This is a genomic window from Streptomyces sp. CG4, assembly GCF_041080655.1.
Lineage (GTDB): Bacteria > Actinomycetota > Actinomycetes > Streptomycetales > Streptomycetaceae > Streptomyces.
Genome location: NZ_CP163525.1, coordinates 6,944,783 through 6,968,365, shown reverse-complemented (window position 1 = coordinate 6,968,365; position 23,583 = coordinate 6,944,783). Strand labels below are relative to the sequence as shown.

The following is a 23,583-nucleotide window of genomic DNA, read 5'->3' as shown; positions in this document are numbered from 1 at the left end:
CCCCGGCCCCCTTGGTCCCCCGGCCCTCCGTCAGGCCTCCGCCTTCTTCTCGGCTTCCTTCTCGGCCTTCTCGGCTTCCTTCTCCTTGGCCTTCTCGGCTTCCCTGGCCTCCTTGGCCGCCTTCGCCGCGTCCGCGATCTGCCGCTTGGCCGCGGTCGCGTACATGTCGACGTACTCCTGGCCGGAGAGCTTCATGATCTCGTACATGACCTCGTCGGTCAGGGCGCGCAGCACGAAGCGGTCGTGCTCCATCCCCGCGTAGCGGCTGAAGTCCAGTGGCTTGCCGATGCGGATGCCGGGCCGCATCAGCTTCGGCATCACCTTGCCGGGCGGCTGGATCTTCTCGGTGTCGATCATCGCCACCGGGATGACCGGCGCGCCGGTGGCGAGCGCCACGCGCGCGAGGCCGCCGGGCTTGCCCCGGTAGAGGCGGCCGTCGGGCGAGCGGGTGCCCTCGGGATAGATACCGAACAGCTCGCCGCGCTCCAGCACCTCTATGCCGCTCTTGATCGCGGCCTCGCCGGCGCCGCGCGCGCCGGAGCGGTCCACCGGGAGCTGCCCGACGCCCTTGAAGAAGGCCGCGGTGAGCCGGCCCTTCACCCCCGGAGTGGTGAAGTACTCCGCCTTCGCGATGAAGGTGACCTTGCGGTCCAGGACCGCCGGCAGGAAGAACGAGTCCGAGAAGGACAGATGATTGCTCGCCAGGATGGCGGCGCCCTCGTCCGGTACGTTCTCCAGGCCTTCCACCCAAGGTCTGAAGGCGACCTTCAGCGGCCCCCCGATGGCGACCTTCATCGTGCCGTACAACACCCGCGTGCCTCCCGTTTCCGTCGAACAGACCTTAACCCGGAGGACCGTCAATGGGCCCGACGACCCTGGTCGGTGTCAGTGCGGTCGCGTACGGTGAAGCACATCCGCGCATTTTTCCCCTCGGCTTCCGCCGGCCACCGGTGGGGGCCCTCTTCAGGAACAGGAGCGTCGAAGGTGCCGGTCCTCCCCGGAGCCGAGCCGTACCGCCACGAGGGCGGGGAGGTGGGGGTCCTCCTCTGCCACGGCTTCACCGGCTCGCCCCAGTCGCTGCGCCCCTGGGCGGAGCACCACGCGGCGCACGGCCTGACCGTGTCGCTGCCGCTGCTGCCCGGCCACGGCACCCGCTGGGAGGACATGCAGGTCACCGGCTGGCAGGACTGGTACGCGGAGGTGGACCGCGAGCTGGCCGAACTCTCCGAGCGCTGTTCCCGGGTGTTCGTCGCGGGCCTGTCCATGGGCGGCGCCCTGGCGCTCCGGCTCGCCGCCCGGCACGGCGAGCGGGTCGCGGGCGCGGTGGTCGTCAACCCGGCGAACAAGGTGCACGGCCTGTCGGCGTACGCCCTTCCGGTGGCCCGGCATCTCGTACGGACGACGAAGGGCATCGCCAGCGACATCGCGAAGGAGGGCGCGGCCGAGCTGGGCTACGACCGCGTGCCGCTGCACGCGGCGCACTCGCTGCGGCAGTTCCTGCGCCGGCTGGACGGCGAGCTGCCCCAGGTCACCCAGCCGTTGCTGCTGCTGCGCAGCGCCCAGGACCATGTCGTCCCGGCGGCCGACTCGGCCCGCGTGCTGAGCCGGGTGTCGTCCACGGACGTGACGGAGATCGTGCTGGAACACAGCTACCACGTGGCGACGTTGGACCAGGATGCGGACCGGATCTTCGAGGAGAGCCTCGCCTTCGTCGGCCGGCTCGCACCCAGTCTCGGCAAGGAAGGGACGGCCACAGGTGGCTGAGCACGAGTCCGACCGCGAGGACCGCGAGGACCACGAAGGTCGCGAGGGTCGCGAGCCGGGCGGGCAGGGCGCGCCCCTCGACGAGGACGCCGCCTGGCGCGCCATCGTCGCCGGGTACGGCGAGGAGCCGCCGGACCCGCCGGGCGCCAGGCCCTTCAAGCCGGTCGAGGATCTGGCGCTGCCGGAGCCGGAGAAGGACGCCGAGAGCGACACCGGCAAGGCGCCGGTGCGGCCGCTGGGCAGCTCGGTCAGATTCGCGCCCGGCGTCGGCCCGCGCGACTACACGGCGCCGGAGCCCGCCGAGGACGACTTCGACGAGGACGACGAGGGCCACTTCGTCCCGCCGGAGCCGCCGCCGCTGCCGACCGCCGACACCACCGCGAAGTTCGCCTGGCTGGGCGTCGTCGGCGGGCCGATCCTGCTGCTGCTCGCGGTGCTGCTCGGCTGGGAGATGACCTGGTGGCTGACGACCCTCGGCATCGGCGGCTTCCTCGGCGGCTTCGCCACGCTGGTGATGCGGATGCGCACGGACGACGACGAGGACGGCGACGATCCGGGGCGGGGCGCGGTGGTCTGAACTTTGTACAAGTCCCGGGTGGCTCACCTATCGTGAGCCCATGCCGCGTGACACCCTCACCCTGGAGCAGATCGTCCGGACCGCCGTGGAGCTGCTGGACGACGAGGGCCTCGAAGGCCTGAACATGCGCAGTCTGGGCAAGCGGCTGGGGGCCGCGGCGACCGCCGTCTACTGGCATGTGAAGAACAAGGACGACCTCGTGCTGCTCGCCGCGGACCGGGTGTGGCGCGAGGTGGAGCTGCCCGAGCTCGACGCGGCCGACTGGCGGGGCCCCGCCACGGTGATGGCCGACCGGCTGCACACGATGCTCGTACGGCATCCGTGGCTGGTGCAGGCGATGAGCTCCCATCTGCTCTACGGCACCGGGAAGGCCCGTTACGACGACCATCTCCTCGGGGTCTTCGAGACGGCCGGGTTCGGGGCACAGGAGGCGGACCGCGCCGCCGGTGCGGTGGTGACGTATGTGCTGGGCAATGCGCTCGGGGCCGCCACGACGGCCTCCCTGTCGCGCAAGCTGCGGCGGGCCGGCCAGGATGCGGAGGGGCGGTTCGAGGCGACGATGGCCGAGGCGGCGGCGGTGGCGGAGCCGTTTCCGCGGTTGCGGGCGCGGCTCGGCACGGCGGCGGCCACGGGGTACGCGGACGCGCCCGACGGAACCTACCGGGCCGGCCTGCGGGCGTTGCTCGACGGGCTGCGGCCGGGCGGCGCGGACACCGGTGCCGGTTCAGGTGCCGGTGCCGGTGCCGGTGCCGCCTGAGGATCGGCAGGCGCCGCCCGGGAGCCGCGTTCGGTGCATCAGACCCGGGTGAAGAGGCGACCGGCCAGGTCGACCCCGGTCACCGCACCGTCCTCCCCTCGGGAGAAGTAGCCTCGCTGGCCCTTCAGGCCGCCCTCGGCGATCACGTACTCGTCGCCCTCTCCCGGCAGGAAGCCGATCTCCGCGGCCGGGTAGTCCGGCGGCATCGTCACGTCGGAGGCCGCGCGGATCTGCGGCTTGATGCCGACGGCCAGCGTGAGACGGCCGGCGTCGGCCGCGATGTCGAGGTTCATCGCGTCGATCTCGTACCGCCCGGCGACCTCCCGCGCCCGCTCCTCGTCGTACGGCAGCGGCTCCGGTTCCCGCTCGGCCACACCGAGGTACAGCTCCAACGCCCGCTTCAGCACGGCCTGGTTGAACTGGTAGCCGTCCGGGCCGATGTTGGCCAGCGAGACGACGGCGAAGTTCCGCTCCGGCACCAGGAGCAGCTCGGCGAACTGCCCGTTGCCCGAGCCTCCGTGGCCGACCGTGCGGACGCCTTCCACGTCCCGCAGGAACCAGCAGATGCCGAAGGCGTCGCCGAGCGTGCTGCCCCGCAGTTCGACCGTGGGCTGCTTCATGCGGGCCAGCGTCTGCGCCGACAACAGGCCCTCGCCGTCGCCCAGTTGGAAGCGCGCCCAGCGCAGCAGGTCGCTCGCCGAGGAGACGATGCCGCCGCCGGGGTTGTTGCCCCGGGTGCCGGCCCGCCAGGACTTCCAGGGGCGGGCGGGCGTCACCGTGCCGTCGTCGGCGCGGTTGTGGCCCGCGGCGAAGCGGCGGACCACGACCTCGTCCAGGTCGTAGACGGTGTCGGACAGGCCCAGCGGCTCCAGGACCAGCTCGGCCACGGCCTTCTCGAACGGCAGCCCGGTGACGTTCTCCAGCACCAGCCCGGCCAGGTTGTACCCGGCCTGGCTGTACGAGGCGCGGGCACCGCGCGGGGCGATGAGCGGCAGCCGGTCCAGCTGGGCGACCCAGGCGGCGAGCGAGGTGTCGGTCTCGTCGGCGTCGACCAGGTTCCAGTCCAGGCCCGCCGTGTGGTTGAGCAGGTTCAGCACGGTGATCCGGGCGGCGGTGTCCTCGTCGGCGAGACGCAGCTCGGGGACGTACCGGCGGACCGGGGCGTCGAGTTCCACCCTGCCCTGCTCGACCAGACGCATCAGCGCGGTCGCCGTGAAGCTCTTGCTGACCGAGGCAAGGTGGAAGAGCGTGTGCTCGTCGACCGGGAGGGGGTGGTCCACGTTGGTCACGCCGTGCGTGACATGGACCTCCTCACCACCCGTCAGCACGGCGACGGCCGCCCCCGGCACCCCGAACTCCTGCGCAGCCGCCGCCACGAACGCGGCCAGCGACTCCCGCTTTTCCAGCATCTGGATCTCCCCCTTGGGCACTTGAACTAAGTACAGGAAGGACTGTAGAGGGGTCGGGACGAGACCCGCAAGACCTTTCCAGTACTTAGTTCAAGTGGTGGCTCACGCCACCGGTACGCGGAGCGCGGCCAGCACCGGGAGGTGGTCCGTGGCCGCGACCAGGTCGGCCCGGGTGACCCCCGGCTGCTCAAGGGGGACCCCGCAGCCCAGCACCTCGATGCCCTTCGTGGCGAAGATCGCGTCGATACGGCGGTGCGGCTCGCTGTACCTCCAGGTCTCCTCACCGCCCCAGGGAGCCACGGCCCGGCAGTCCTGAAGGGCGCCGGAGAGCAGGCGGAAGGCGGGGCCGTCGGGGCCCTCGTTGAGGTCGCCGCCGGCGATGGCGTGCTCCACGCCCAGGCCGGCGAGGCGGTCGAGCAGCATCCCGGCCTGCTCGCGGCGCTCGTCCTTCCGCAGGCTCAGATGGCAGCTGAGCACGCCGACGCGGGCGCCGCCGAAACGGACCACTGCCGTGGCGAAGCCGCGGCGGTGCTGGCCTGGGGTGAGGGGCAGGAGGACGTCTTCCGTGCGCTCGACGGTGGCCCGGAGCGAGCAGAGGATCGCGGGCCCCGCGGCGGTGGCTCCGCCGGTGAGGACCACCTGGCCGGAGGCCGCGGCCAGGTGGGCGAGCTTCTTGCGCCAGCGGAAGAAGCGGGGGGCTTCCTGGATGAGGACCAGGTCGGGAGCGCAGGCGGAGATGACTCTGGCCAGGGCATCCGTGTCGTCGCGCATCGAGCGGATGTTGTAGCCGAGAACGCGGATGACCGCTGAACCGTCGGATTCGGTACGGGAGTTGGGAAGCAGCGTACTGGTCGCCATACCGGTCAACATACGACGGTGCCCGCCCGTCCCGGGACCGGACGCGGCGGGCACTGTCGTACGACCTAGTGCCCCCAACAAGCAACGTTCGCCCCGTCGCGACGCCCGGCACGCCCTCTCGCCGCACCGGCCGAAAGCCCGCGTACGCCCAGTACGAGGACTTCCGGCCGGCACACCGAGAGCACGCACCGAACGCCGCTCCTTGACGGGCAAACGTTGCCTGCCGGGGCACTAGCTACATGATCGGGTCGGGCTCCCGCGCCAGGTCCGCCGCGCCCACCAGGCCCGCCTTGTTGCCGAGCTGGGCCGCGATCACGTCGGCCACCGGGCGCCAGTTGCCGCCGACCAGCCAGCGCTTGTAGGACTTACGGATCGGGTCGAGGACCAGTTCGCCCTCGTCGGAGAGGCCGCCGCCGACGATGAACGCGGACGGGTCGAAGAGGGAGGCCAGGTCGGCCAGGCCCGCGCCCGCCCAGCGGGCCAGCTCGCGGTAGGAGTCGACGGCGACCGGGTCGCCCTGGCGGGCGGCCATGGAGATGTGCTTGCCCTCGATGCCCTCGGGGGTGCCGTCACCGAGCGAGAGCAGCAGCTCGGCGTGCTCGGGGGTGGCGTTGGCGCGCTGCTTGGCGTACCTGACCAGCGCCCGCCCCGACGCGTACTGCTCCCAGCAGCCCTGGCTGCCGCAGCCGCACAGCAGGCCGTCCGGGACCATCCGGATGTGGCCGAACTCGGCGGCCACGCCGAAGTGGCCGCGGCGCAGCTTGTTGCCGATGATGATGCCGCCGCCGAGGCCGGTGCCGAGGGTGATGCAGATGACGTTGCGGTGGCCCTTGCCGGCGCCGAACTTGTACTCGCCCCAGGCGGCGGCGTTGGCGTCGTTCTCGACCACGACCGGGAGGCCCACACGGGCCTCGACCTTCTCCTTCAGCGGCTCCTGGCGCCAGTCGATGTTCGGCGCGAAGTACACCGTCGAGCGCTGCCGGTTCACATAACCGGCCGCACCGATGCCCACGCCGACGATGTCGTGGCCCACGCGTGCGCCCTCGACGGCGGCGGCGATGGCGTCCACGATGCCCTCGGGCGTGCCCGGGGTCGGCACCTGGTGGGTCGAGAGGATGTTGCCTTCCTCGTCGACCACGCCGGCCGCGATCTTGGTGCCGCCGATGTCGACGCCGATGGTGAGTCCCATGAATCCCTCAGTTTCGGTCGAGCCCCGCTACGGCCAACCGTACCCGAGGCCCCGCCGGGGGACGGGTTCAGTCCAGGTCGATGCGTTCTCCCGGGCCGCTGCCCTCGCCCCGGTCGCGCCGGTCGTCGCGCCATTCGCCGGCCAGGTCGGACGAGCGGGCGGTCCAGCGGTGCTCCTGGGCCTGGACGGCGGAGCGATAGGCGGCGAGCAGTTCGCCGCCGGCCGCGGCGAGGTGGTCGAAGACGTCGGGGTTGCGCTCTATGACGGGCTCGACGGCGGCCTTGGCCTGCTGGACGACCTGGCGCACCACCTGCTGGGCGGCGGGTCCGGCGAGGCCGCCGAGGAGGGGTGACGGGAGGCCGGACAGCTTGTCGGCCACCGTGTCCACGAGCTTCTTCAGTTCCTCGGCGGCCGAGCCCGGCTGCGGGCCGCGCTCGGCGCGGCGGCGGGCCTTCTCGGCGGCGAGGTCCTCGGCGCAGGCCGTCGCCCAGGCGTCGGCGTCGGTCGCCCGGCCCTGCTCCTCGGACGACTCCTTGGACGAGTCGGTTACGGGGCGCTCTTCGCTCATGGCGGACTCCTGACTACGGTTCGCCCCTACGACGTTACCCGAACGGGCGTACCCGGTTCATCGTCCGCGGGCGGGCCACAGGTCGGGGTCCGGGGCGAACCGGACGCGCAGCTCGCCCTCGCGCAGGCCGGCCCCGGCGACGGTGCAGCGGCGCAGGGCAGAGGGCAGGGGCACGATCCGCCGGAAGGGCCCCACCGTGATGACGAGTTCGTCGCCGCGCCGGATCAGGTCCAGCTCGTCCCGTATCGCGCCGGGCAGCGGAATGTGCCAGACCAGCACGCCGTCCTCGGCGATCCGGTCGGCCACGGGCCACTCGACCGGGGCGGGCGCCGGATTGACGGCGGGCACGGCGAGGGCGGCGAGGTCGTCGGCGCCGCGCGGGTCGCGGCCGAGGTGCGGGACGGGGCGGACGTCGTACGGCTGCTGCTGCCAGTCGGCGAGCGTCTTGCGCTGCTGGGCGAGGAGGGAGGAGAGCCAGCTGTCGGGGGTGGCCTCGGGCAGCGTGCGGTTGGCGATCAGGGCTTCGGTGCGCAGACCGCGCAGGGCGAGGCCGAGGCGGGCGGCGGGTACGGCGTCGGCGCCGGCCGGGCCGGGTTCGGCGACCAGGCGTACGGCGGTGTTCCGGTCGGTGAGGACGGTCTCGACGGCGGCCAGTTCGACGTCCCAGCGGGCCGCCGTCTCGTACAGCCAGTCGGCGGGCATGGGCACGCCGACCAGCCGGCCGAGGACCGGGCGCAGGGCGCGGGCCGCCTGCCGCTCGGGCGGGAGCAGACGGCGCAGATAGCGGCGCAGCTCCTCGGGGAGGGCGAGCAGGGCGAGGGCCTGCGGGAGGGGCGGGAGGTCGACGACGAGGAGGTCGTAGCGCTCGCAGAGGGCGGCGTCCCGGAGCGCGCGCAGGAAGGACAGCTCCTCGGCGCCGGGGAGCGGGGTGACCTCCTCGGGGTCCAGGCGGGCGGCGCCGAGCAGGTCGAGGACGTTCGCGGCGCGGGTCTGGAAGGAGGTGAGGTCCTCCCGGAACCGGGCGGCCGCGTCGGGACGCCAGGTGGTGAGGTTCGGCGCGGCGTCCTCGGGGGCCGGTCCTGTCGCGGAGCCGAGCGCGGCACCGAGGGTGTCGGTGCGGTCGGCGCTCAGCAGGAGGGTGCGGGTGCCCTCGCGGGCGGCGGTGAGCGCGGTGGCGGCGGCGATCGTGGTACGACCGCTGCCGCCGGGGCCCGTGATCAGGATGGTGCGCATGGGGGTGAACGGTACCGGTGCCCGGCCGGCGGCTCGGCGCGCGTGACCGGGGGCCGAGCCCCCGGACCGCCGCTTCGGCCTGACCGGCCTCGTCCTGACCGGCCTCGTCCTCAATGGCCGGACGGGCTGCCTTCTTCCACCCTCTTCTTCAAACCGGCCAGGGCCCGGTCGATGATGACCTTCTCCGCCTTGCGCTTGATCATGCCGAGCATGGGGATCTTGACGTCGACCGTGAGGAGGTAGGTGACCTCGGTGGAGCCGGGGCCGGTGGCCTTCAGGACGTACGAGCCGTCCAGGGAGCGGAGCATCTGGGACTTGACGAGGGTCCAGGAGACCTCGTTGGCGCCGGTCCAGGTGTAGGCCAGGGTCTGGTCGTCCTTGATCGCCCCCGCGTCCATGACGAGGCGGACCTGCTCGGCGCGGCCCTGGTCGTCGGTCTTGAGGACCTCCGCCTCCTTCACCTCGCCCGTCCAGTCCGGGTAGCGGGCGAAGTCGGCGATCACCCCCATGACGTCGGCCGGTGCCGCCTCGATCGTGATGCTCGAGCTGGTGTGTTCCGCCATCGCCGTGGCTCCTCCAGATGCGGGCCGGTACTGAGGTCGTCGTGCGCACGTGTGTGCAGCGTGAAGGCTACCGCGCCACCGACCAGCCGCCTTCACCCCATCTCCCGCCGGCCGCCGGCCGGTCACCATTCGAGCGCCCAGGGCCGGCCCGTGCCCGCGAAGTGGCCCACGTTGACGCACTCGGTCGCGCCGATCCGCATACGGCGCGCGAGCGGCTGGTGCACGTGCCCGAAGAGCGAATAGCGGGGTTTCGTACGGCGGATGGCGTCCAGCAGGGCGCGGCTGCCGCGTTCGAAGCGGCGGGCGACGGTGTCGTAGACCAGCTCGGGGACCTCCGGCGGGATGTGCGTGCACAGCACGTCGACCTCGCCGACCGCCTCGATCTTCGCCGCGTACTCCTCGTCGTCGATCTCGTACGGCGTGCGCATGGGCGTTTTCAGGCCGCCGCCGATGAACCCGAAGGTCCGGCCGCCGATCTCGACCCGCTGGCCGTCGAGCACGGTGGTGCCGGGGCGTATGTACTCGCGCCACAGGGGCGGCATGTCGACATTTCCGTATGTGGCGTACGTGGGGGTGGGGAACGCGGCGAACATCTCGGCGTACTGCTTGCGCACCGCCTTCTCGATGGCCGCGGCCCGGTCCGTGCCGATGCCGGCCCACAGCCGGGCGCCGAACTCCCGGGCCTCCGCGAAGCGGCGGGCGGTGCGCAGCTCGACGATCCGGTCGGCGTTCTCCTTGCCGAACAGGTCCGGGAAGATGCCGCGCGAGTGGTCGGCGTAGTCGAGGAAGAGCACGAGGTCGCCGAGGCAGATCAGGGCGTCGGCACCCTCTCCGGCGCGGACCAGGTCCCGGGCGTTGCCGTGCACGTCGCTGACCACGTGGACGCGCGTCCTGCGGTTACCGGAGGGTGTGGATGCCATGGCGATCAAGGGTAGGCGTGTGCGGTGTGCGTGAACAGTGTCGGCCCCGCCTGGGGTTACTCGCCGGTCGGTTCAGCCGTGGACTACTGTGCGCGAAGGAACGCCAACGTGTGTGACGCAGCGAACATCTGGCTCGGACCCCCTGTCGGGAACACCATACCGGCGGGTAACGTCCGGGCAGTCCAGTCGTGCTCTGGAATTCAACCACCGAAGACCCGAGCACCAGCCCGAGCCTTGGACCGCACCGTCGCATCACACAGTGTCGTGGCGCCGGCGCCCTATGAGGAGCAGCAGTCTTGCGCGAGTTCAGCCTTCCGGCTTTGTACGAGGTCCCCGCGGACGGCAATCTGACCGACATCGTCCGCAGAAACGCCGCGCAGCATCCCGACGTCGCCGTCATCGCCCGCAAGTCGGGCGGTGCCTGGCAGGACGTGACCGCCCGGGAGTTCCTGACCGAGGTGCACACGGCGGCCAAGGGCCTCATCGCCGCCGGGGTGCAGCCGGGCGACCGGGTGGGTCTGATGTCCCGCACCCGCTATGAGTGGACGCTCATGGACTTCGCGATCTGGAGCGCGGGCGCGGTCACCGTGCCGGTGTACGAGACCAGCTCGCCGGAGCAGGTGCAGTGGATCCTCTCCGACTCGGGCGCGACCGCGTGCGTCGTGGAACTGCCGGGCCACGCGGCGGCCGTGGAGTCGGTGCGCGAGTCGCTGCCCGCCCTCAAGCACGTCTGGCAGATCGAGGCCGGCGGCGTGGAGGAGCTGGGCCGGCTCGGGCAGGACGTGTCGGACCAGACGGTGGAGGAGCGCAGCTCGCTCGCCTGCGCCGACGACCCGGCGACCATCGTCTACACCAGCGGCACGACCGGCCGTCCCAAGGGCTGCGTGCTCACTCACCGCAGCTTCTTCGCCGAGTGCGGCAACATCGTGGAGCGGCTGCGCCCCCTGTTCCGTACCGGCGAGTGCTCGGTGCTGCTCTTCCTGCCGCTCGCGCACGTCTTCGGGCGGCTCGTGCAGATCGCCCCGATGATGGCGCCGATCAAGCTGGGCTGTGTCCCGGACATCAAGCACCTCACCGACGAGCTGGCCGCCTTCCGGCCGACGCTGGTCCTCGGTGTCCCGCGGGTCTTCGAGAAGGTCTACAACTCGGCGCGCGCCAAGGCGCAGGCGGACGGCAAGGGCGCGATCTTCGACAAGGCGGCGGACACCGCGATCGCCTACAGCAAGGCGCTGGACAGCGCCTCGGGCCCGTCGTTCGGTCTGAAGGTCAAGCACAAGGTCTTCGACCGGCTGGTCTACAGCAAGCTGCGCGCGGTCCTCGGCGGCCGGGGCGAGTACGCCATCTCCGGCGGCGCCCCGCTGGGCGAACGGCTCGGCCACTTCTTCCGCGGCATCGGCTTCACGGTGCTGGAGGGCTACGGCCTGACCGAGTCCTGCGCGGCGACCGCGTTCAACCCCTGGGACCGGCAGAAGATCGGCACGGTCGGCCAGCCGCTGCCCGGCTCGGTGATCCGGATAGCGGACGACGGCGAGGTGCTGCTGCACGGCGAGCACCTGTTCAAGGAGTACTGGAACAACCCGGGCGCGACGGCGGAGGCGCTGGCCGACGGTTGGTTCCACACGGGCGACATCGGCACCCTGGACGAGGACGGCTACCTCAGGATCACCGGCCGCAAGAAGGAGATCATCGTCACGGCGGGCGGCAAGAACGTGGCGCCGGCGGTGATCGAGGACCGGATCCGGGCGCACGCGCTGGTCGCGGAGTGCATGGTGGTGGGCGACGGACGGCCGTTCGTGGGCGCGCTGGTCACCGTCGACGAGGAGTTCCTGGGCCGTTGGTCCGAGGAGCACGGCAAGCCGGCGGGTTCCACCGCGGCGTCGCTGAAGGACGACCCGGATCTGATCGCGGCAATCCAGACGGCGGTCGACGACGGCAACGCCGCGGTGTCGAAGGCGGAATCGGTGCGGAAGTTCCGCATTCTGCCCTCCCAGTTCACGGAGGAGTCGGGCCATCTCACCCCGTCGCTGAAGCTCAAGCGGAGCGTGGTGGCGAAGGACTACGCGGCCGAGATCGAGGCGATCTACGCCAAGTAGAGCGGTTTTTGACGGTGCGTCATGGCGCGGTGTCCTCGGCGAGGACCCGCGCCATCGTGCGTTCGGCGAGCGCGGTGATGGTGACGAACGGGTTCACGCCGATGTTGCCGGGCACCAGCGAGCCGTCGGTGACGTAGAGCCGGTCGTACCCCTTCACCCGGCCGTAGTCGTCCGTCGCCTGCCCGAGGACGCAGCCGCCCAGCGGGTGGTAGGTGAAGTCGTCGGCGAAGACCTTGCTGGTCGGGCCGAACAGGTCGTAGCGGTAGATGGTCGCGTTGGCCAGATTGATCCGGTCGAACAGCTTCTTGGCCATGCTCACCGACACCGCGCTCTGGGCGGCGCTCCAGCCGAGCTTCACCGCGCCGGAGGCGGAATCGTAGGTGAAGGAGGCCCGTTCGGGGTTCTTGGTGATCGCCAGGTAGAGGCTGATCCAGTGCTCGAACCCCATGGGCAGCGGGGCGATCTCGGCGAAGACCGGGTTGTCGGTGTTGGCCCAGTCGTCGATGCCCATCACGGGCATGGTGGCCTCGCCCGCGCCGACGGTGTCCCAGACGTGGTTGGCGCGGCCGAGCATGGTGTTGCCGTTGGTGCCCCAGCCCGCGCCCACGGCGGGGTTCAGGTCGGGCAGGGTGCCGGTGTCCCGGGCGCGGACGAGGAGTTCGGTGGTGCCGAGGCTGCCGCCGCCGAGGAAGAGGTACGTGCAGCTGTACTGCTTGGTCTCGACGACGGCGCCGGTGAGGTCGATCCGGTCGGCGGTCAGGACGTACGACCCGTCGCCCGCCCGGCTGATGGACCTCACCTTCTCCAGGGTGTGGAGGGTGACGTTGCCGGTGCCGAGGGCGGCGGCCCAGTAGGTCTTGTCGAGGCTGCGCTTGCCGTGGTTGTTGCCGTAGATGACCTCGCCGGCGAGCGCGGACTTCGTGGCCGTACCGGCGGCCTCCTGCTGCATGTAGCCGAAGTCGTAGACGTTCGGCACGAAGGTGGTCTTCAGGCCCGCGTTGCCGGCGGCCTTCCGGGAGGTGCGGGTGAACCGGTACCACTCGGTGGACTCGAACCACGCCGGGTCGACGGTGTTGACGCCGAGCATGGCGCGGGCGCGCGGGTAGTAGGTGCCGTACATCTCGTCGGCGTCCACGGTGGGGAACTGCTCGGTGAAGTACGACTTCAGGGGCGTGACCGCCATGCCGCCGTTGACGAGGGAGCCGCCGCCGACGCCGCGGCCGACGTAGACGGACATGTCGTCGTAGTGCACGCGGTCCAGGACGCCGGGATAGGCACTGATGTCCTTGTTGACCACGTCCAGCCAGAGGAAGGCGGAGAGCGGGGCCTCGGTGCGGGTGCGGAACCACATCGAGCGCTGGTCGGGGGCGGAGGTGGAGCAGAACACCTTGCCGTCGCTGCCGGCGGTGTTCCAGAGGCGGCCCATTTCGAGGACGAGGGTACGGATGCCGGCCTGGGCGAGGCGGAGGGCGGCGACCGCGCCGCCATAGCCGGAGCCGATGACGATGGCGGGGGCGTTTTCGACCGCGTCGGGCTCGGCGGCCCTGGCCGACGGGAGTCCGATGCGGGTGAACCCGAGGGCGGCCGCGGTTTGCAGTGCGGCCATACCCAGTATGTGACGTCTTGTCAGCTGACGCTGCATCAGGTTTGCTGTCATGTGCGCAGCATGGGCGGATTATGGGGTTCCGCCTAGGGCCGCCGTGCGGTTTTAGAGGAGGGCTTTGAGCTTCTCCGCCAACAAGTCCCAGCGCCATCTCTCCTCCACCCACTGGCGGCCCCGCTCGCCCATCCTCCGGCGCAGCTCGGGGTCGGCCAGGAGGGGCACGATGCGGCCTGCGGTCTCGGCCGGGTCGCCGCCCCTGACCACCCAGCCGGTCTCGCCGTCCAGGACGGCGTCGGGGGCGCCGCCCGAGTCGCCCGCGACCACCGGGAGGCCCGTTGCCGACGCCTCCAGGTAGACGATGCCGAGGCCCTCGACGTCCAGGCCGCCGCGGCGGGTGCGGCAGGGCATGGCGAAGACGTCGCCGGCGCCGTAGTGGGCCGGGAGCTCGGACCAGGGGACGGCGCCGGTGAAGCGGACCGAGGCCTCGACGCCGGTCTCGCGGGCCAGGCGGCGCAGGTCCTGTTCGTAGGGGCCGCCGCCGACGATGAGCAGGACGGTGTCGGGCTCGGCGGCGAGGATGCGGGGCAGGGCCTGGATCAGGGTGTCCTGGCCCTTGCGCGGGACCAGGCGGGAGACGCAGACCACGACCGGGCGGTCGGTGAGGCCGAGGCGGGCGCGGACCTCCTCGCCGCCGGAGCCGGGGTGGAAGGTCTTCTCGTCGACGCCGGGCGGCAGCTGGGCCATGCGGGCGGCCGCCGCCGGGGTGAGTGCGGTGGCGATGCGGGAACGGGTGTACTCACCCAGATAGGTGATCGTGTCCGTCGATTCACCGATCCGGCGCAGCAGCTGCCGGGCGGCGGGCAGCTGGGCCCAGCCGGCCTCGTGGCCGTGGGTGGTGGCCACCAGTCGCTCGGCGCCGGCCCTGCGCAGCGCCGGAGCCATCAGGCCGAGCGGGGCCGCCGCGCCGAACCACACGGAGGTGCACCCGTGCTCACGCAGCAGCCCGACCGCCCGCCGGGTCGCCTGCGGGGTGGGCAGCAGCATGGTCGTACGATCGCGTACGACGGTGAAGGGCTGCTCGGCGTCGAAGGCGGCCGTGGCCTCGGTGCCCTCCCGGCCGCGCTTCCAGGTGGAGGCGTAGACGACCAGCCGGCCGGGGTCCAGGCGGAGCGCCATGTTGTGCAGGAAGGCCTGGATGCCGCCCGGCCGGGGCGGGAAGTCGTTGGTGACGATCAGGGTCTTGTGCATCGCCGCCGACCCTACCGAACGGGTTCTCGCCGACCGGAGCGGACGGCCTCCGATCGGCCGGACCGGACGGGCTCTTGCTAGCCGGACCGAATCGGCCGTCCGCGGCCGGTCGCGGACGGGCGCGGCCGGGTCTGTTGGCAGGGGCACGGCCGGTCAGGACATCATGGTCCCGCGACAGCGGACAGAGAAGCGGACACAGAAGCGGGAACCGAACGGCAAGGGGATCACGTGGAGACCAACGGCACCGGGCGGTCCCTGGCATGGCCGCTCGCGACCTGGGCCGTCACCCGTGCGGTGCTGCTGCTGTTCGTCTTCGGGGTGTACGCCTTCTCGGACCTGGACGTCACTTCCGATGTGTCGGTGATCTACCGGGGCTGGTACGAGGTGCTGCGCCAGGGAACGTTTCCGGTGGACGACGTGACCTGGCAGTACCCGCCGGCCGCCGCCCTCGCGATCCTCTCGCCCGCCGCCCTGCCCTTCCTGTCGTACACGCACGCCTTCTTCCTGCTGGCGTTCCTCGCGGACGTGGTCGTCATGGCGCTGCTGGTGTATCCGGGCCGGCGCAGCGACCGGTCGCTGCGCGGCGCCTGGGTGTGGGTGGCGGGCGTGCCGCTGCTGGGCCCGACGGTGTACGCCCGCTACGACGTGATGGTGACCGCGGTGGCCGTGGCGGCGCTGCTCGCCGGGGTCCGGCATCCGCGGGTGATGGGCACGCTGACCGCGTTCGGGGCGCTGCTGAAGGTGTGGCCGGCGCTGCTGCTGGTGGGCTGCTTCCGGCGGCGGGCGTGGGCGTCGACGGCGGTGACGGCGTCCGGGCTCGCGGCGCTGTTCGCGGTGTCCATGCCGGGGGCCTTCTCCTTTCTGACCTTCCAGCGGGACCGGGGCACCGAGGTGGAGTCGCTGGGCGCGCTGGTCTTCCATGTGGCCCGGCACTTCGGCTGGCAGGGCCAGGTGCTGCTGAACTACGGCTCGCTCGAGTTCCTCGGCCCACATGTGAACCAGGTCAGCACCGTGGCGCTGGCGCTGACCGGGGCCGCGTTCGGCTGGCTGCTGCTGTGGCGGCTGCGCGCGACCCGCAGGGCGCCGCACACAATCGCGGAGGCTGCCTTCACGGCTGTCCTGATGTTCACGGTGACCAGCCGGGTGATCAGCCCGCAGTACCTGGTGTGGCTGGTCGGCCTCGCCGCGGTCTGTGTCTCGTACCGGGCGAGCCGGATGGGGGTGCCCGCGCTGATGGTGGTGGCCGCGTCCTTCGTGACCGTCCTGGAGTTCCCGCTCGGCTTCGTGCACGTGGTGACGAGCGACCGGTATGGCGTCCTGCTGCTGATGACGCGCAACGGCCTGCTGGTCGCGGCCGCGCTCACGGCGGCCCACCGGCTGTGGCGCTCGACCGTGCCCCCGGCCCCCGCCACCCCGCTGCCACCCCAGCCGACCCGACACCGCAAGACCCCGGTCTCCCCCTGACCCCGACCGACACCCGCCGGAACCCCCGGCTTCCCCGCCACGCCCGGCTCGACCGCACAACGCTCCTGCCGCCCTCGGACCCCGACCAGCACACGCCGAAAACCCGGCCTCCCCGTCACACCCGCAGGCCACAGCCGCACGACCCGGACACCACCGAACACCGGCCCCCACCGCCGCACAAAGCCCCGACCTCCCCCGAACCCCGGCCGACGACACACGCCGGAAGCCCCGACCTCCGCACCACGCCCGGCCCGACCGCACAACACTCCGCCCACCCCGGGACCCCGACCAGCACACGTCGAAAGCCCCGACCACCGCGCCACACCCACTCCGCCACAACCGCACGACCCGGACACCACCGAACACGCCCGCACCGCCACACCAACCACGGCTCACCCACCACCACCCGCCAACCACCGCCCCCCACCACCACCCCACCCCAGCCGACCCGACCACACACGGGCCCGGCCTCCCCCTGCCCCCGACCAACCCTGCCGCCGGTGCTCAGGTGAGCTGTGTTCTGACGTACTCTCGCCAGCGCTCGGTGAATGCGTTCATCGTGGTGTCGAGGACCTTCTTCAGGGCGTCCTCGACCGCGCCCGTCCGTTGGGCGTGGGCGCCGACGGCTCGGTAGAAGGTGCCGAGGCGGGCCGTGCCCCAGTGGGCGGCGATCATCCGGCAGGCCAGCCAGCCGCCCTCGTAGGCCTGGGCCAGCTCGGTGGGGTCGCTGGTGAAGCCGAAGTCCTTGTCGGTGGGGAGCGCGGCCGGGGCGTGGCCGTTCCGGACGGCGCGGGTCAGCTCCGGGGCGGCCTCGGTGGGGGTGCGGCCGGTGTCCAGGTAGCCGATCCAGTCCGCGAAGCCCTCGGAGAGCCACAGCGGGGTCGCGGCGGTGGTGTCCGCGCGGGTGGCGACATGGGTGGTCTCGTGGGTGAGCACCACCTGCTTGCCGAGGTCGCCGAGGACGGCGTACGCCTCCGGGTTGACGACCACCCGGTCCGCGGGCGCCTGGCCGGATCCGCCCGCCTCGCCGGTGGTGACGGCGGCGATGCCGCGGTAGTTCGCGGCGGGCGAGCCGAGCAGTGCCGCCATGTCGGCCAGGGAGCGCGGGACGAGGACGACGACATGGCGGCTCCAGGCGGTCCCCCAGGCCCGGGAGACGGCCGGGACGGCCCGGTCGGCCAGCCTGGCGTAGCCACGCAGCTCGGCGGCGCTCCGGCCGGTGCCCAGCACCAGGCTGTGCGCGCCCTCGACGGCGGTCACCGGGCCCTGGTCCCACAACTGCTGCCCGGCCTCCTCGGCGGGCCGGTCGGCGGTGACGTACCACTTGCCGTCGGCGGTACGGCCGAGGGTGAGGGTGCGGCGGGCGTCGACCGGGGCCTTGTCGTACCCGGCGACGCGATAGCTCAGGTCGGCGTCGGCGGTGGCGCCGGCGGACGTGGTGCGTACATCGGTGACCCGGTAGGTCCAGGAGGCCAGCGGGAGGGCGCGCAGCCGGGTGTACTCGGTGCGGGTGCCCGTCGCCCCGTACGCCGTCTCGTCGTGACCCAGGAGGGCCGCGGAGCGCCGGTCGAGCAGGTGCTGCACCTCGGTGCGGGCGGAGTCGGCCGCCGTGTCGCCGGCGCATCCGGCCAGCGGCAGCAGCAGAGCGAGCCCCACGGCCCCGAGGCCCCACGTCCGTCTGCGACCAGCCACTTCCCGATCCTAGGGCCTGTGTGACAATTCCCGCCTGCCCCGCCCTGAGGGCGGACGACGGGCATTGTCACACAGGACCTGACGGCGAGCGGCGCGATCAGGGCCGGGTGACCGACGAGATCGGCATCATGCCGACCGGGTCGTAGCGGACCGCCGCTCCCGGATAGGGCGCGTGGATGACCTGGCCGTTGCCCACGTACATCCCCACATGGCTGGCGTCGGAGCGGTAGACCACCAGATCGCCGGGGCGGGCCTCGGAGAGCGGGATGTGCCGCCCCGCGAAGCGCTGCTCCTGCGAGGTGCGCGGCAGCTCCATCCCGGCGTGCGCGTACGACCACTGCATCAGGCCCGAGCAGTCGAAGCCGGTGGGGCCGCTGGCGCCCCACACGTACGGGCGGCCGAGGGCGGAGCGGGCGGCGGCCACCGCGGCGGCGGCGCGGGCGTCGGGGACTTCGGAGCCGAAGACGCCGGTCAGGTCGGGCAGGTCGAGGCGGCCGGAGCCGTCGTCGCGCGAGGCCCGGTCGAAGGCGGCGCGATCGTGGGCCGGCATCGCGTTGAGCAGCTGCCGGGCCTTGGCCAGTTTCCGCTCCACGGTCCGCTTGTGCGTGGCCACGGACTTGCGGCTCTTGTCCAGCTCGGCGAGCTTCCCGGCCGTCTGCGCGCGTTCCTGGGCCAGCTCCCGCAGCGCCGACTCCAACTCCCGCAGCCGGTCGGCCTGTTGGACGCCGATGCGGTCGATGGTGGACGCCTTGTCGAGGTAGTCGGCGGGGTTCTCGGAGAACAGCAGCGCGACGGTCGGGTCGATGGCGCCCTCGCGGTACTGGGCGCCGGCCAGCGAACCGAGCTGCTCGCGCAGGGTGTTGATGTGCTGCTGCTGCCGGGCGATGAGGTCCTGGGCGTCCCGCACCTCGCGACGCAGCGTGTCCGACCGCTCCTGGGCCTTGTCGAAGGCCTGGGTCGCCTGTTCGGCCTCCTGGTAGAGACGGTCCACCTCGGCGCGGGCGTCGGCCCGCGGAGCCGCGTGCGCGGGTACGGCGCCGAGTGCGGCGGCCGCGGCCGACAACATGCACAGCGTGACGGCTCCCCGGTCGAACCCGGACGAGGCAAGGCGGCGATGAGACCCCACGGCAGTCCTTCTGCTGGCGGACACGGACCGCTCCCCCGGCGCCTGGGGACGGGGAGGCCCCGGCGCCAGGGAAGCGCGGCAGACAGTAGCCGTGCGGAAGGGCCGCGACCAAAGACCGCGATGGCAACACACAGTGACGCCCCGCCGGTTACGCAGGTAACTGGCGGGGCGTGGGGTCAGTTCCGGTCCGCGGGATTCGCCCGTTCGGGCGCCCCCGTTGAAGTGTTTCCCGCGGAGCCGCGGGGGTATCAGACCGGGTTTCCCGAGGGTGCCGGAGCGGGTTGCGCGGGGGACGTCAGACCCGGACGCCGAACTGGAACGGCATGTCGGACATCGACTCGTAGCGGACCACGGCGCCGGTGTGCGGGGCGTGCAGCACCTGGCCGTTGCCCGCGTACAGACCGACGTGGTGGATGTCGCCGTAGAAGAACACCAGGTCGCCGACCTGCAGGTCGTTCGCCGAGTCGATCCGGGTCCCTATGGTCGCCTGCTCCTGGGAGGTGCGCGGGATGGAGATGCCGGCCTGGGCGTAGGCCCAGGAGGTCAGGCCCGAGCAGTCGTAGGAGGCGGTGCCGGTGGCGCCGTAGACGTACGGCTTGCCGATCTGCGACTGGGCGGCCGAGAAGGCGGCCGCGGCCCGGCCGGAGGCGGGCGGCGTGTTGCCGAGGTCGACCCGCTGGCTGGAGGAGCGGTCGGCCCGCTGCTGCTCGGCGGCCAGGTCCGCCTTCTCCTTGGCGGTCAGGGTGTTGAGCAGCTTCTGCGCGTCGGCGAGCTTGCTCTGGACGTCCTTCTTGTTCTGCTCCAGCTGGGCGCGGGTGGCGGAGAGGTCCTTGAGCTTCTCGCTGGCCTCGGCCCGCTCCTGGGCCAGTTCGCGCTGTTTGTCCTGAATCTTCTTCAGGGCGTCGACCTGCTGCGCGCTCAACTGGTCGAGCGTGGAGGCCTTGTCCAGGAAGTCGTCCGGATTGGAGGACAGGAAGAGCTGGACCGAGGGGTCGATGCCACCGGAGCGGTACTGCGAGGTGGCCAGCGAACCCAGGCCGTCGCGCAGCTTGTTGAGGTCCTGCTGACCTCGCGCGACATTGTCCTGGATGGTGGATATGTCCTTCTGCAGCTTCTGCTGCTTCTCCTTCGCCCCGTTGAACTTCTCGGTGGCCTGCTCGGCCTTCCCGTAGAGGTCGTCTACCTTGGCCTTTACCTGGTCCTTGCTGAGCTTCTGGCTCGGCGCGGCGTTGGCGGCGTTCGCGCTCAGCACGACAGCGGCGGCAGCGGCAGTGGTCAGCACGGTCACGCGAGCGCGACTCTGCTGCTTGGGTCGACGGTGGGACGCCACGGAGGACGAACTCCTTCTCGTGAGTGAGTGAGCGATCACCCGTTCGGAGGTTCGAGCCCAGACCCTAGTGACCCGACTGTGATCAGTTCAAATCCTCACACTAAAAAATCCCATCACACAATGCATTCTTTGCACACAACCCACATGCTGTAACGCGAGGTTGACGCTACGTTGCGTGACGATCCGGCTAATTCGGGCATTAGCTCTGCCCGTTGGGCCTTCAGGACAGTCGCTTGAGAAGCACCGCAGACGCGACCGGGCGGGCACCGGCCCTGGCGACCCCGTCGGCCACCTCGCGGTCGGTGGAGGCGACGATGACCGGACGGCCCGGCGGCTCCGCGCGCACCAGCTGGCGGATCAGCTCGTCCGCCGTGACGCCCGGCTTGGAGAACAGCACGCGCACCCCGCGCGGCGGCGCGAGCAGCACCGGCGCGGCCAGTTCGGCGCCGTCGAAGACGCATGTCACCTCGGCGCCGGTCTGCGCGGCGAGCGCCGAGAGCTGGCCCAGCAGCCTGAGGCGCTGCTTCTCCAGCGGCATCTGCGGATAGCCGGTCTTGGTGACGTTGTAGCCGTCGACCACCAGATGCGCCTGGGGCAGCGCGAGCAGCTGGTCGAGGATGGCTGGATCATTTTCGGACAGGGCCCGGGCCGCGATGTCCTTCGGTGTCATACGTCCCGGTTCGACCGCGTCCACGGTCTCGGCGGGCCGCACGGACACGGGCGGCAGGGCGAGTTCGCGGCGCAGCCCCTGGGTGGCCTCCAGCAGGGTGTCCAGCAGCAGCCGTACCCGCATGTCCTCCACGCTGCGGCCCTCGCGGGCCGCCCGGCGGGTGGCCTCGAGGGCCGCCTCGGCCTCGCCCAGGCGTGCCTTGAGCCGGCGGGACTCGCTCTCGGCGGCCGACACCTGCGTCTGCGCCTCGGCCCGTACCGCGTCGATCTCGCCGTGCGCCTTGCGCAGTGCGGCCTCGCCCCGCTTGACGTCGCTGTGGGCGGCGCGGAGCTTGCGGTGAAGCGATTCCGCTTCCTTCCTCGCCGACTCCAGCTCCGCGCGCAGCCGTTCGGTCTCGGCGCGGGTGTGGTCGCGGGCCTGGGCCAGCTCGGCGCGCAGCCGCTCCAGCTCGGCCCGGCTCTCCTCGTCCGCGCGCTCGGCGTCGACGCGCTGGGCCTCCTCGCCGGCCGCGGTGACCAGCTTCACCCAGCCCGCCGGGCGCAGTACGTAGGCCGCGGCCGCCACGTCGAGCGGGTCCGCGGCCGGGGGCGGGGAGCCGGAGTCGAGGGCGCCGGTGAGTTCCGGCTGGGCCTCTCTGAGCTTCTCCCCGATCCGCTGCCGGAACAGCGCATCGGTCTCCAGCGCCGCCGCCATCGCGTTGCCGGCGAACTTCGCCCGGCGATTGGGGGCGAACCGGGCGTACTGCCTCAGCTGGGCGGGCAGTTCCGTCACGGTCAGGCCGCCGAAGCCGTCCGAGACGATCTGCACGACCCGTCGGCGCACGCCGTCGGGCAGCGGACGGTCAAGCACCTCAGCGGTGCCGTCGCCCGGCCCCCCGCCTGCGGTCTCCACCATCCCTCACACCCCACTACGTCACTTCTTCGGGGCCGCTCCGCTCAGGAGCCGGCACCCGGCCTGTCCACGAGTTCCACCTGGTCCACCGCATTGCACCAGCGGCAGCGCACCGACTCGATGGTCTCACTGACCACGTCGCGCTCCTCCACCTTCGGCTCACCGGCGAGATCGAGATGGACGTACTCGACGACCTTCGAGGAACGGGTCACGTCGAACCGGGTGAGGTTGCCGCACAGGGTGCAGCGCCATCGGGTCGTCGCGGTCGGCAGGGGAACCGTCATCGTGGCTGTCCGCTTCCTTGTCATTGTCGTTGTCACTCGTACGCGCTTCCGCGCCGCCGGCCGACGCGTGTGGCCGTAACCCTACGGCCTGGCGGGGACTCGCCGCTGGTCCGCGGCGACAACGCCGCAGATGCGCGCGCACCCTACCCCGCTCACCTGCACCGACAGGGCGCCCCACGTCCCTGCGAGCTGATCCACCGGACAGGCCCCGGCGGCGAGGCGGTCTGTCAGCCTGCGTCCCGTTACGTCATGCTCTGTGTTCATGATCAGCGCGTGGAGCACGGCGACCGGCAGGGCCCTCAGAGCGGTCCGGAGCACACCGACACCCCTGACATACGGCCTCATCGCCCTGTGCAGTCTGCTCTTCGTCCTGGGCCCGGCCTCGGGTCTCACCCCCGGATACGGCACCGGGGACGCCCTGCTCGCCGCGCAGCGGACGTACTTCCGGCGCTGGGGCGTGGTCCCGGCCGAGGTGTTCGCCAGGCCGGTGCGCGAGGCCCTGACCCCCGCCACGGCCCTGTTCGTGCACGGCAGCTGGGTGCATCTGCTCGGCAACATGCTCTTCCTCTTCGTCTTCGGCGCGATGACCGAGGAACGGATGGGCCGGGTCGAGTTCACCCTCTTCTACGTCGGCTGCGGATATCTGGCCCTGCTGGGCTACGCGGCCGCCAATGCCACCTCCGAGCAGTCGCTGGTCGGCGCCTCCGGGGCGATCTCGGCGGTCCTCGGAGCGTTCCTCTACCTGTTCCCCCGCGCCCGCGTCACCAGTCTTCTGCCGTTCCTGTTCTTCCTGCCGCTCAGGTTTCCCGCGTGGGTCGTGCTGCCGTTCTGGGCGGCCCTGCAGTGGGCGGCCGCGGAGCAGACCTCCGACGGCCCCGGGGTGGCGTATCTGGCCCACCTGGTCGGCTTCGGGCTCGGCTTCGGCTACGCGTGGGTGCGCTACGGCCGTGCGGCTAGAGTGAAGTCCGCCCCAGCTCCGGCACCCGAGGGAGAGAACCAGCCGTGATCACCGCGATCGTCCTCATCAAGACCAGCGTGGACCGGATCCCCGAGATCGCGGAGCAGATCGCTTCGCTGGAATCGGTGAGCGAGGTTTTCTCCGTCACGGGTACGTATGACTTGATCGCGATGGTCAGGGTGCGGCAGCACGACGATCTTGCCGATGTCATTCCGGGCCGGATCAGCAAGATTCCCGGGGTGGAGGGGACGGACACGCACGTGGCGTTCCGGACGTACTCCCAGCACGACCTCGAGGCGGCGTTCTCCATCGGGCTGGAGTCGTAGGGGCGCCTCGGTACGTCTGCGGGGCGGGGCCGCATACCGATACAGCCCCGCGCCCCTCCG

The 23,583-nt window shown here is 71.8% G+C and carries 22 protein-coding genes; 7 read left to right on the top strand and 15 right to left on the bottom strand.

Features of this window, described 5'->3' with window-relative positions:
• Positions 1-30: 30 nt before the first annotated feature.
• Complete coding sequence (locus AB5L52_RS31815; protein WP_351568100.1) at positions 31-795, bottom strand: lysophospholipid acyltransferase family protein; 765 nt, start codon at positions 793-795, stop codon at positions 31-33.
• Between the two features lie 189 nt (positions 796-984).
• Here AB5L52_RS31815 and AB5L52_RS31810 point away from each other — a divergent pair, with 189 nt between their 5' ends.
• The 3 genes from AB5L52_RS31810 to AB5L52_RS31800 are packed head-to-tail and all read left to right on the top strand — an operon-like array spanning position 985 to position 3,098.
• On the top strand, positions 985-1,764 hold the full coding sequence (locus AB5L52_RS31810) for an alpha/beta fold hydrolase (RefSeq protein ID WP_351018114.1): 780 nt from the start codon (positions 985-987) through the stop codon (positions 1,762-1,764).
• A complete protein-coding gene (locus AB5L52_RS31805) occupies positions 1,757-2,341 on the top strand; it encodes a hypothetical protein (protein ID WP_369367340.1) in 585 nt (194 codons plus the stop codon). The genes AB5L52_RS31810 and AB5L52_RS31805 overlap by 8 nt, the downstream gene beginning before the upstream one ends.
• Positions 2,342-2,381: 40 nt before the next feature.
• Positions 2,382-3,098: a TetR/AcrR family transcriptional regulator gene (locus AB5L52_RS31800; protein ID WP_369367339.1), complete on the top strand. Its 717-nt coding sequence runs from the start codon at positions 2,382-2,384 to the stop codon at positions 3,096-3,098.
• Between the two features lie 38 nt (positions 3,099-3,136).
• On the opposite strand, the gene AB5L52_RS31795 is transcribed toward AB5L52_RS31800, so the two are convergent.
• From AB5L52_RS31795 to AB5L52_RS31765, 7 genes are all read right to left on the bottom strand, one after another.
• Complete coding sequence (locus tag AB5L52_RS31795) at positions 3,137-4,507, bottom strand: serine hydrolase domain-containing protein (protein ID WP_369367338.1); 1,371 nt, start codon at positions 4,505-4,507, stop codon at positions 3,137-3,139.
• A 102-nt stretch (positions 4,508-4,609) separates the two neighbouring features.
• A complete protein-coding gene (locus AB5L52_RS31790) occupies positions 4,610-5,365 on the bottom strand; it encodes an endonuclease/exonuclease/phosphatase family protein (protein WP_369367337.1) in 756 nt (251 codons plus the stop codon).
• A 235-nt stretch (positions 5,366-5,600) separates the two neighbouring features.
• Positions 5,601-6,554: an ROK family glucokinase gene (locus tag AB5L52_RS31785; protein WP_076090237.1), complete on the bottom strand. Its 954-nt coding sequence runs from the start codon at positions 6,552-6,554 to the stop codon at positions 5,601-5,603.
• 67 nt (positions 6,555-6,621) lie between these two features.
• The gene (locus tag AB5L52_RS31780; protein WP_369367336.1) at positions 6,622-7,122 is read right to left on the bottom strand and encodes a DUF5304 domain-containing protein; all 501 of its coding nucleotides are present in this window, start codon (positions 7,120-7,122) and stop codon (positions 6,622-6,624) included.
• A gap of 57 nt (positions 7,123-7,179) precedes the next feature.
• The gene (locus AB5L52_RS31775) at positions 7,180-8,355 is read right to left on the bottom strand and encodes an ArsA family ATPase (protein ID WP_369367335.1); all 1,176 of its coding nucleotides are present in this window, start codon (positions 8,353-8,355) and stop codon (positions 7,180-7,182) included.
• 110 nt (positions 8,356-8,465) lie between these two features.
• On the bottom strand, positions 8,466-8,918 hold the full coding sequence (locus tag AB5L52_RS31770) for an SRPBCC family protein (protein ID WP_369367334.1): 453 nt from the start codon (positions 8,916-8,918) through the stop codon (positions 8,466-8,468).
• Between the two features lie 122 nt (positions 8,919-9,040).
• Positions 9,041-9,838 carry a metallophosphoesterase gene (locus tag AB5L52_RS31765; protein ID WP_351018137.1) on the bottom strand — a complete coding sequence of 266 codons (798 nt, stop codon included), beginning with the start codon at positions 9,836-9,838 and terminating at the stop codon, positions 9,041-9,043.
• 296 nt (positions 9,839-10,134) lie between these two features.
• Between AB5L52_RS31765 and AB5L52_RS31760 the strand changes: the two genes are divergently transcribed.
• The gene (locus AB5L52_RS31760; RefSeq protein ID WP_369367333.1) at positions 10,135-11,931 is read left to right on the top strand and encodes a long-chain fatty acid--CoA ligase; all 1,797 of its coding nucleotides are present in this window, start codon (positions 10,135-10,137) and stop codon (positions 11,929-11,931) included.
• Between the two features lie 19 nt (positions 11,932-11,950).
• Here the strand turns inward: AB5L52_RS31760 and AB5L52_RS31755 are convergent, their stop codons facing one another.
• Positions 11,951-13,537: a GMC oxidoreductase gene (locus AB5L52_RS31755; RefSeq protein WP_369367332.1), complete on the bottom strand. Its 1,587-nt coding sequence runs from the start codon at positions 13,535-13,537 to the stop codon at positions 11,951-11,953.
• Between the two features lie 102 nt (positions 13,538-13,639).
• Entirely contained in the window at positions 13,640-14,782 is a 1,143-nt protein-coding gene (locus AB5L52_RS31750) for a glycosyltransferase family 4 protein (protein WP_369367331.1), read from the bottom strand.
• A gap of 228 nt (positions 14,783-15,010) precedes the next feature.
• Between AB5L52_RS31750 and AB5L52_RS31745 the strand changes: the two genes are divergently transcribed.
• On the top strand, positions 15,011-16,246 hold the full coding sequence (locus tag AB5L52_RS31745) for a glycosyltransferase 87 family protein (RefSeq protein WP_369367330.1): 1,236 nt from the start codon (positions 15,011-15,013) through the stop codon (positions 16,244-16,246).
• 504 nt (positions 16,247-16,750) lie between these two features.
• Here the strand turns inward: AB5L52_RS31745 and AB5L52_RS31740 are convergent.
• The 5 genes from AB5L52_RS31740 to AB5L52_RS31720 all read right to left on the bottom strand — a co-directional run bounded on the left by AB5L52_RS31740 (position 16,751) and on the right by AB5L52_RS31720 (position 22,239).
• Positions 16,751-17,938, bottom strand: a complete 1,188-nt coding sequence (locus tag AB5L52_RS31740; protein ID WP_351567696.1) for a hypothetical protein — start codon at positions 17,936-17,938, stop codon at positions 16,751-16,753.
• Between the two features lie 97 nt (positions 17,939-18,035).
• Positions 18,036-19,064, bottom strand: coding sequence for an NlpC/P60 family protein (locus AB5L52_RS31735; protein WP_351018154.1), 1,029 nt, complete (start codon positions 19,062-19,064; stop codon positions 18,036-18,038).
• Positions 19,065-19,359: 295 nt separating this feature from the next.
• A complete protein-coding gene (locus AB5L52_RS31730; protein WP_351018157.1) occupies positions 19,360-20,394 on the bottom strand; it encodes an NlpC/P60 family protein in 1,035 nt (344 codons plus the stop codon).
• 220 nt (positions 20,395-20,614) lie between these two features.
• Positions 20,615-21,958, bottom strand: coding sequence for an NYN domain-containing protein (locus AB5L52_RS31725; RefSeq protein ID WP_351018159.1), 1,344 nt, complete (start codon positions 21,956-21,958; stop codon positions 20,615-20,617).
• A 41-nt stretch (positions 21,959-21,999) separates the two neighbouring features.
• Positions 22,000-22,239: a hypothetical protein gene (locus tag AB5L52_RS31720; RefSeq protein ID WP_095756136.1), complete on the bottom strand. Its 240-nt coding sequence runs from the start codon at positions 22,237-22,239 to the stop codon at positions 22,000-22,002.
• 262 nt (positions 22,240-22,501) lie between these two features.
• Between AB5L52_RS31720 and AB5L52_RS31715 the strand changes: the two genes are divergently transcribed.
• Positions 22,502-23,245 carry a rhomboid family intramembrane serine protease gene (locus tag AB5L52_RS31715; RefSeq protein ID WP_351567693.1) on the top strand — a complete coding sequence of 248 codons (744 nt, stop codon included), beginning with the start codon at positions 22,502-22,504 and terminating at the stop codon, positions 23,243-23,245.
• Positions 23,242-23,523: an Lrp/AsnC family transcriptional regulator gene (locus tag AB5L52_RS31710; protein WP_023551367.1), complete on the top strand. Its 282-nt coding sequence runs from the start codon at positions 23,242-23,244 to the stop codon at positions 23,521-23,523. The genes AB5L52_RS31715 and AB5L52_RS31710 overlap by 4 nt, the downstream gene beginning before the upstream one ends.
• The last annotated feature ends 60 nt before the right edge of the window (positions 23,524-23,583 follow it).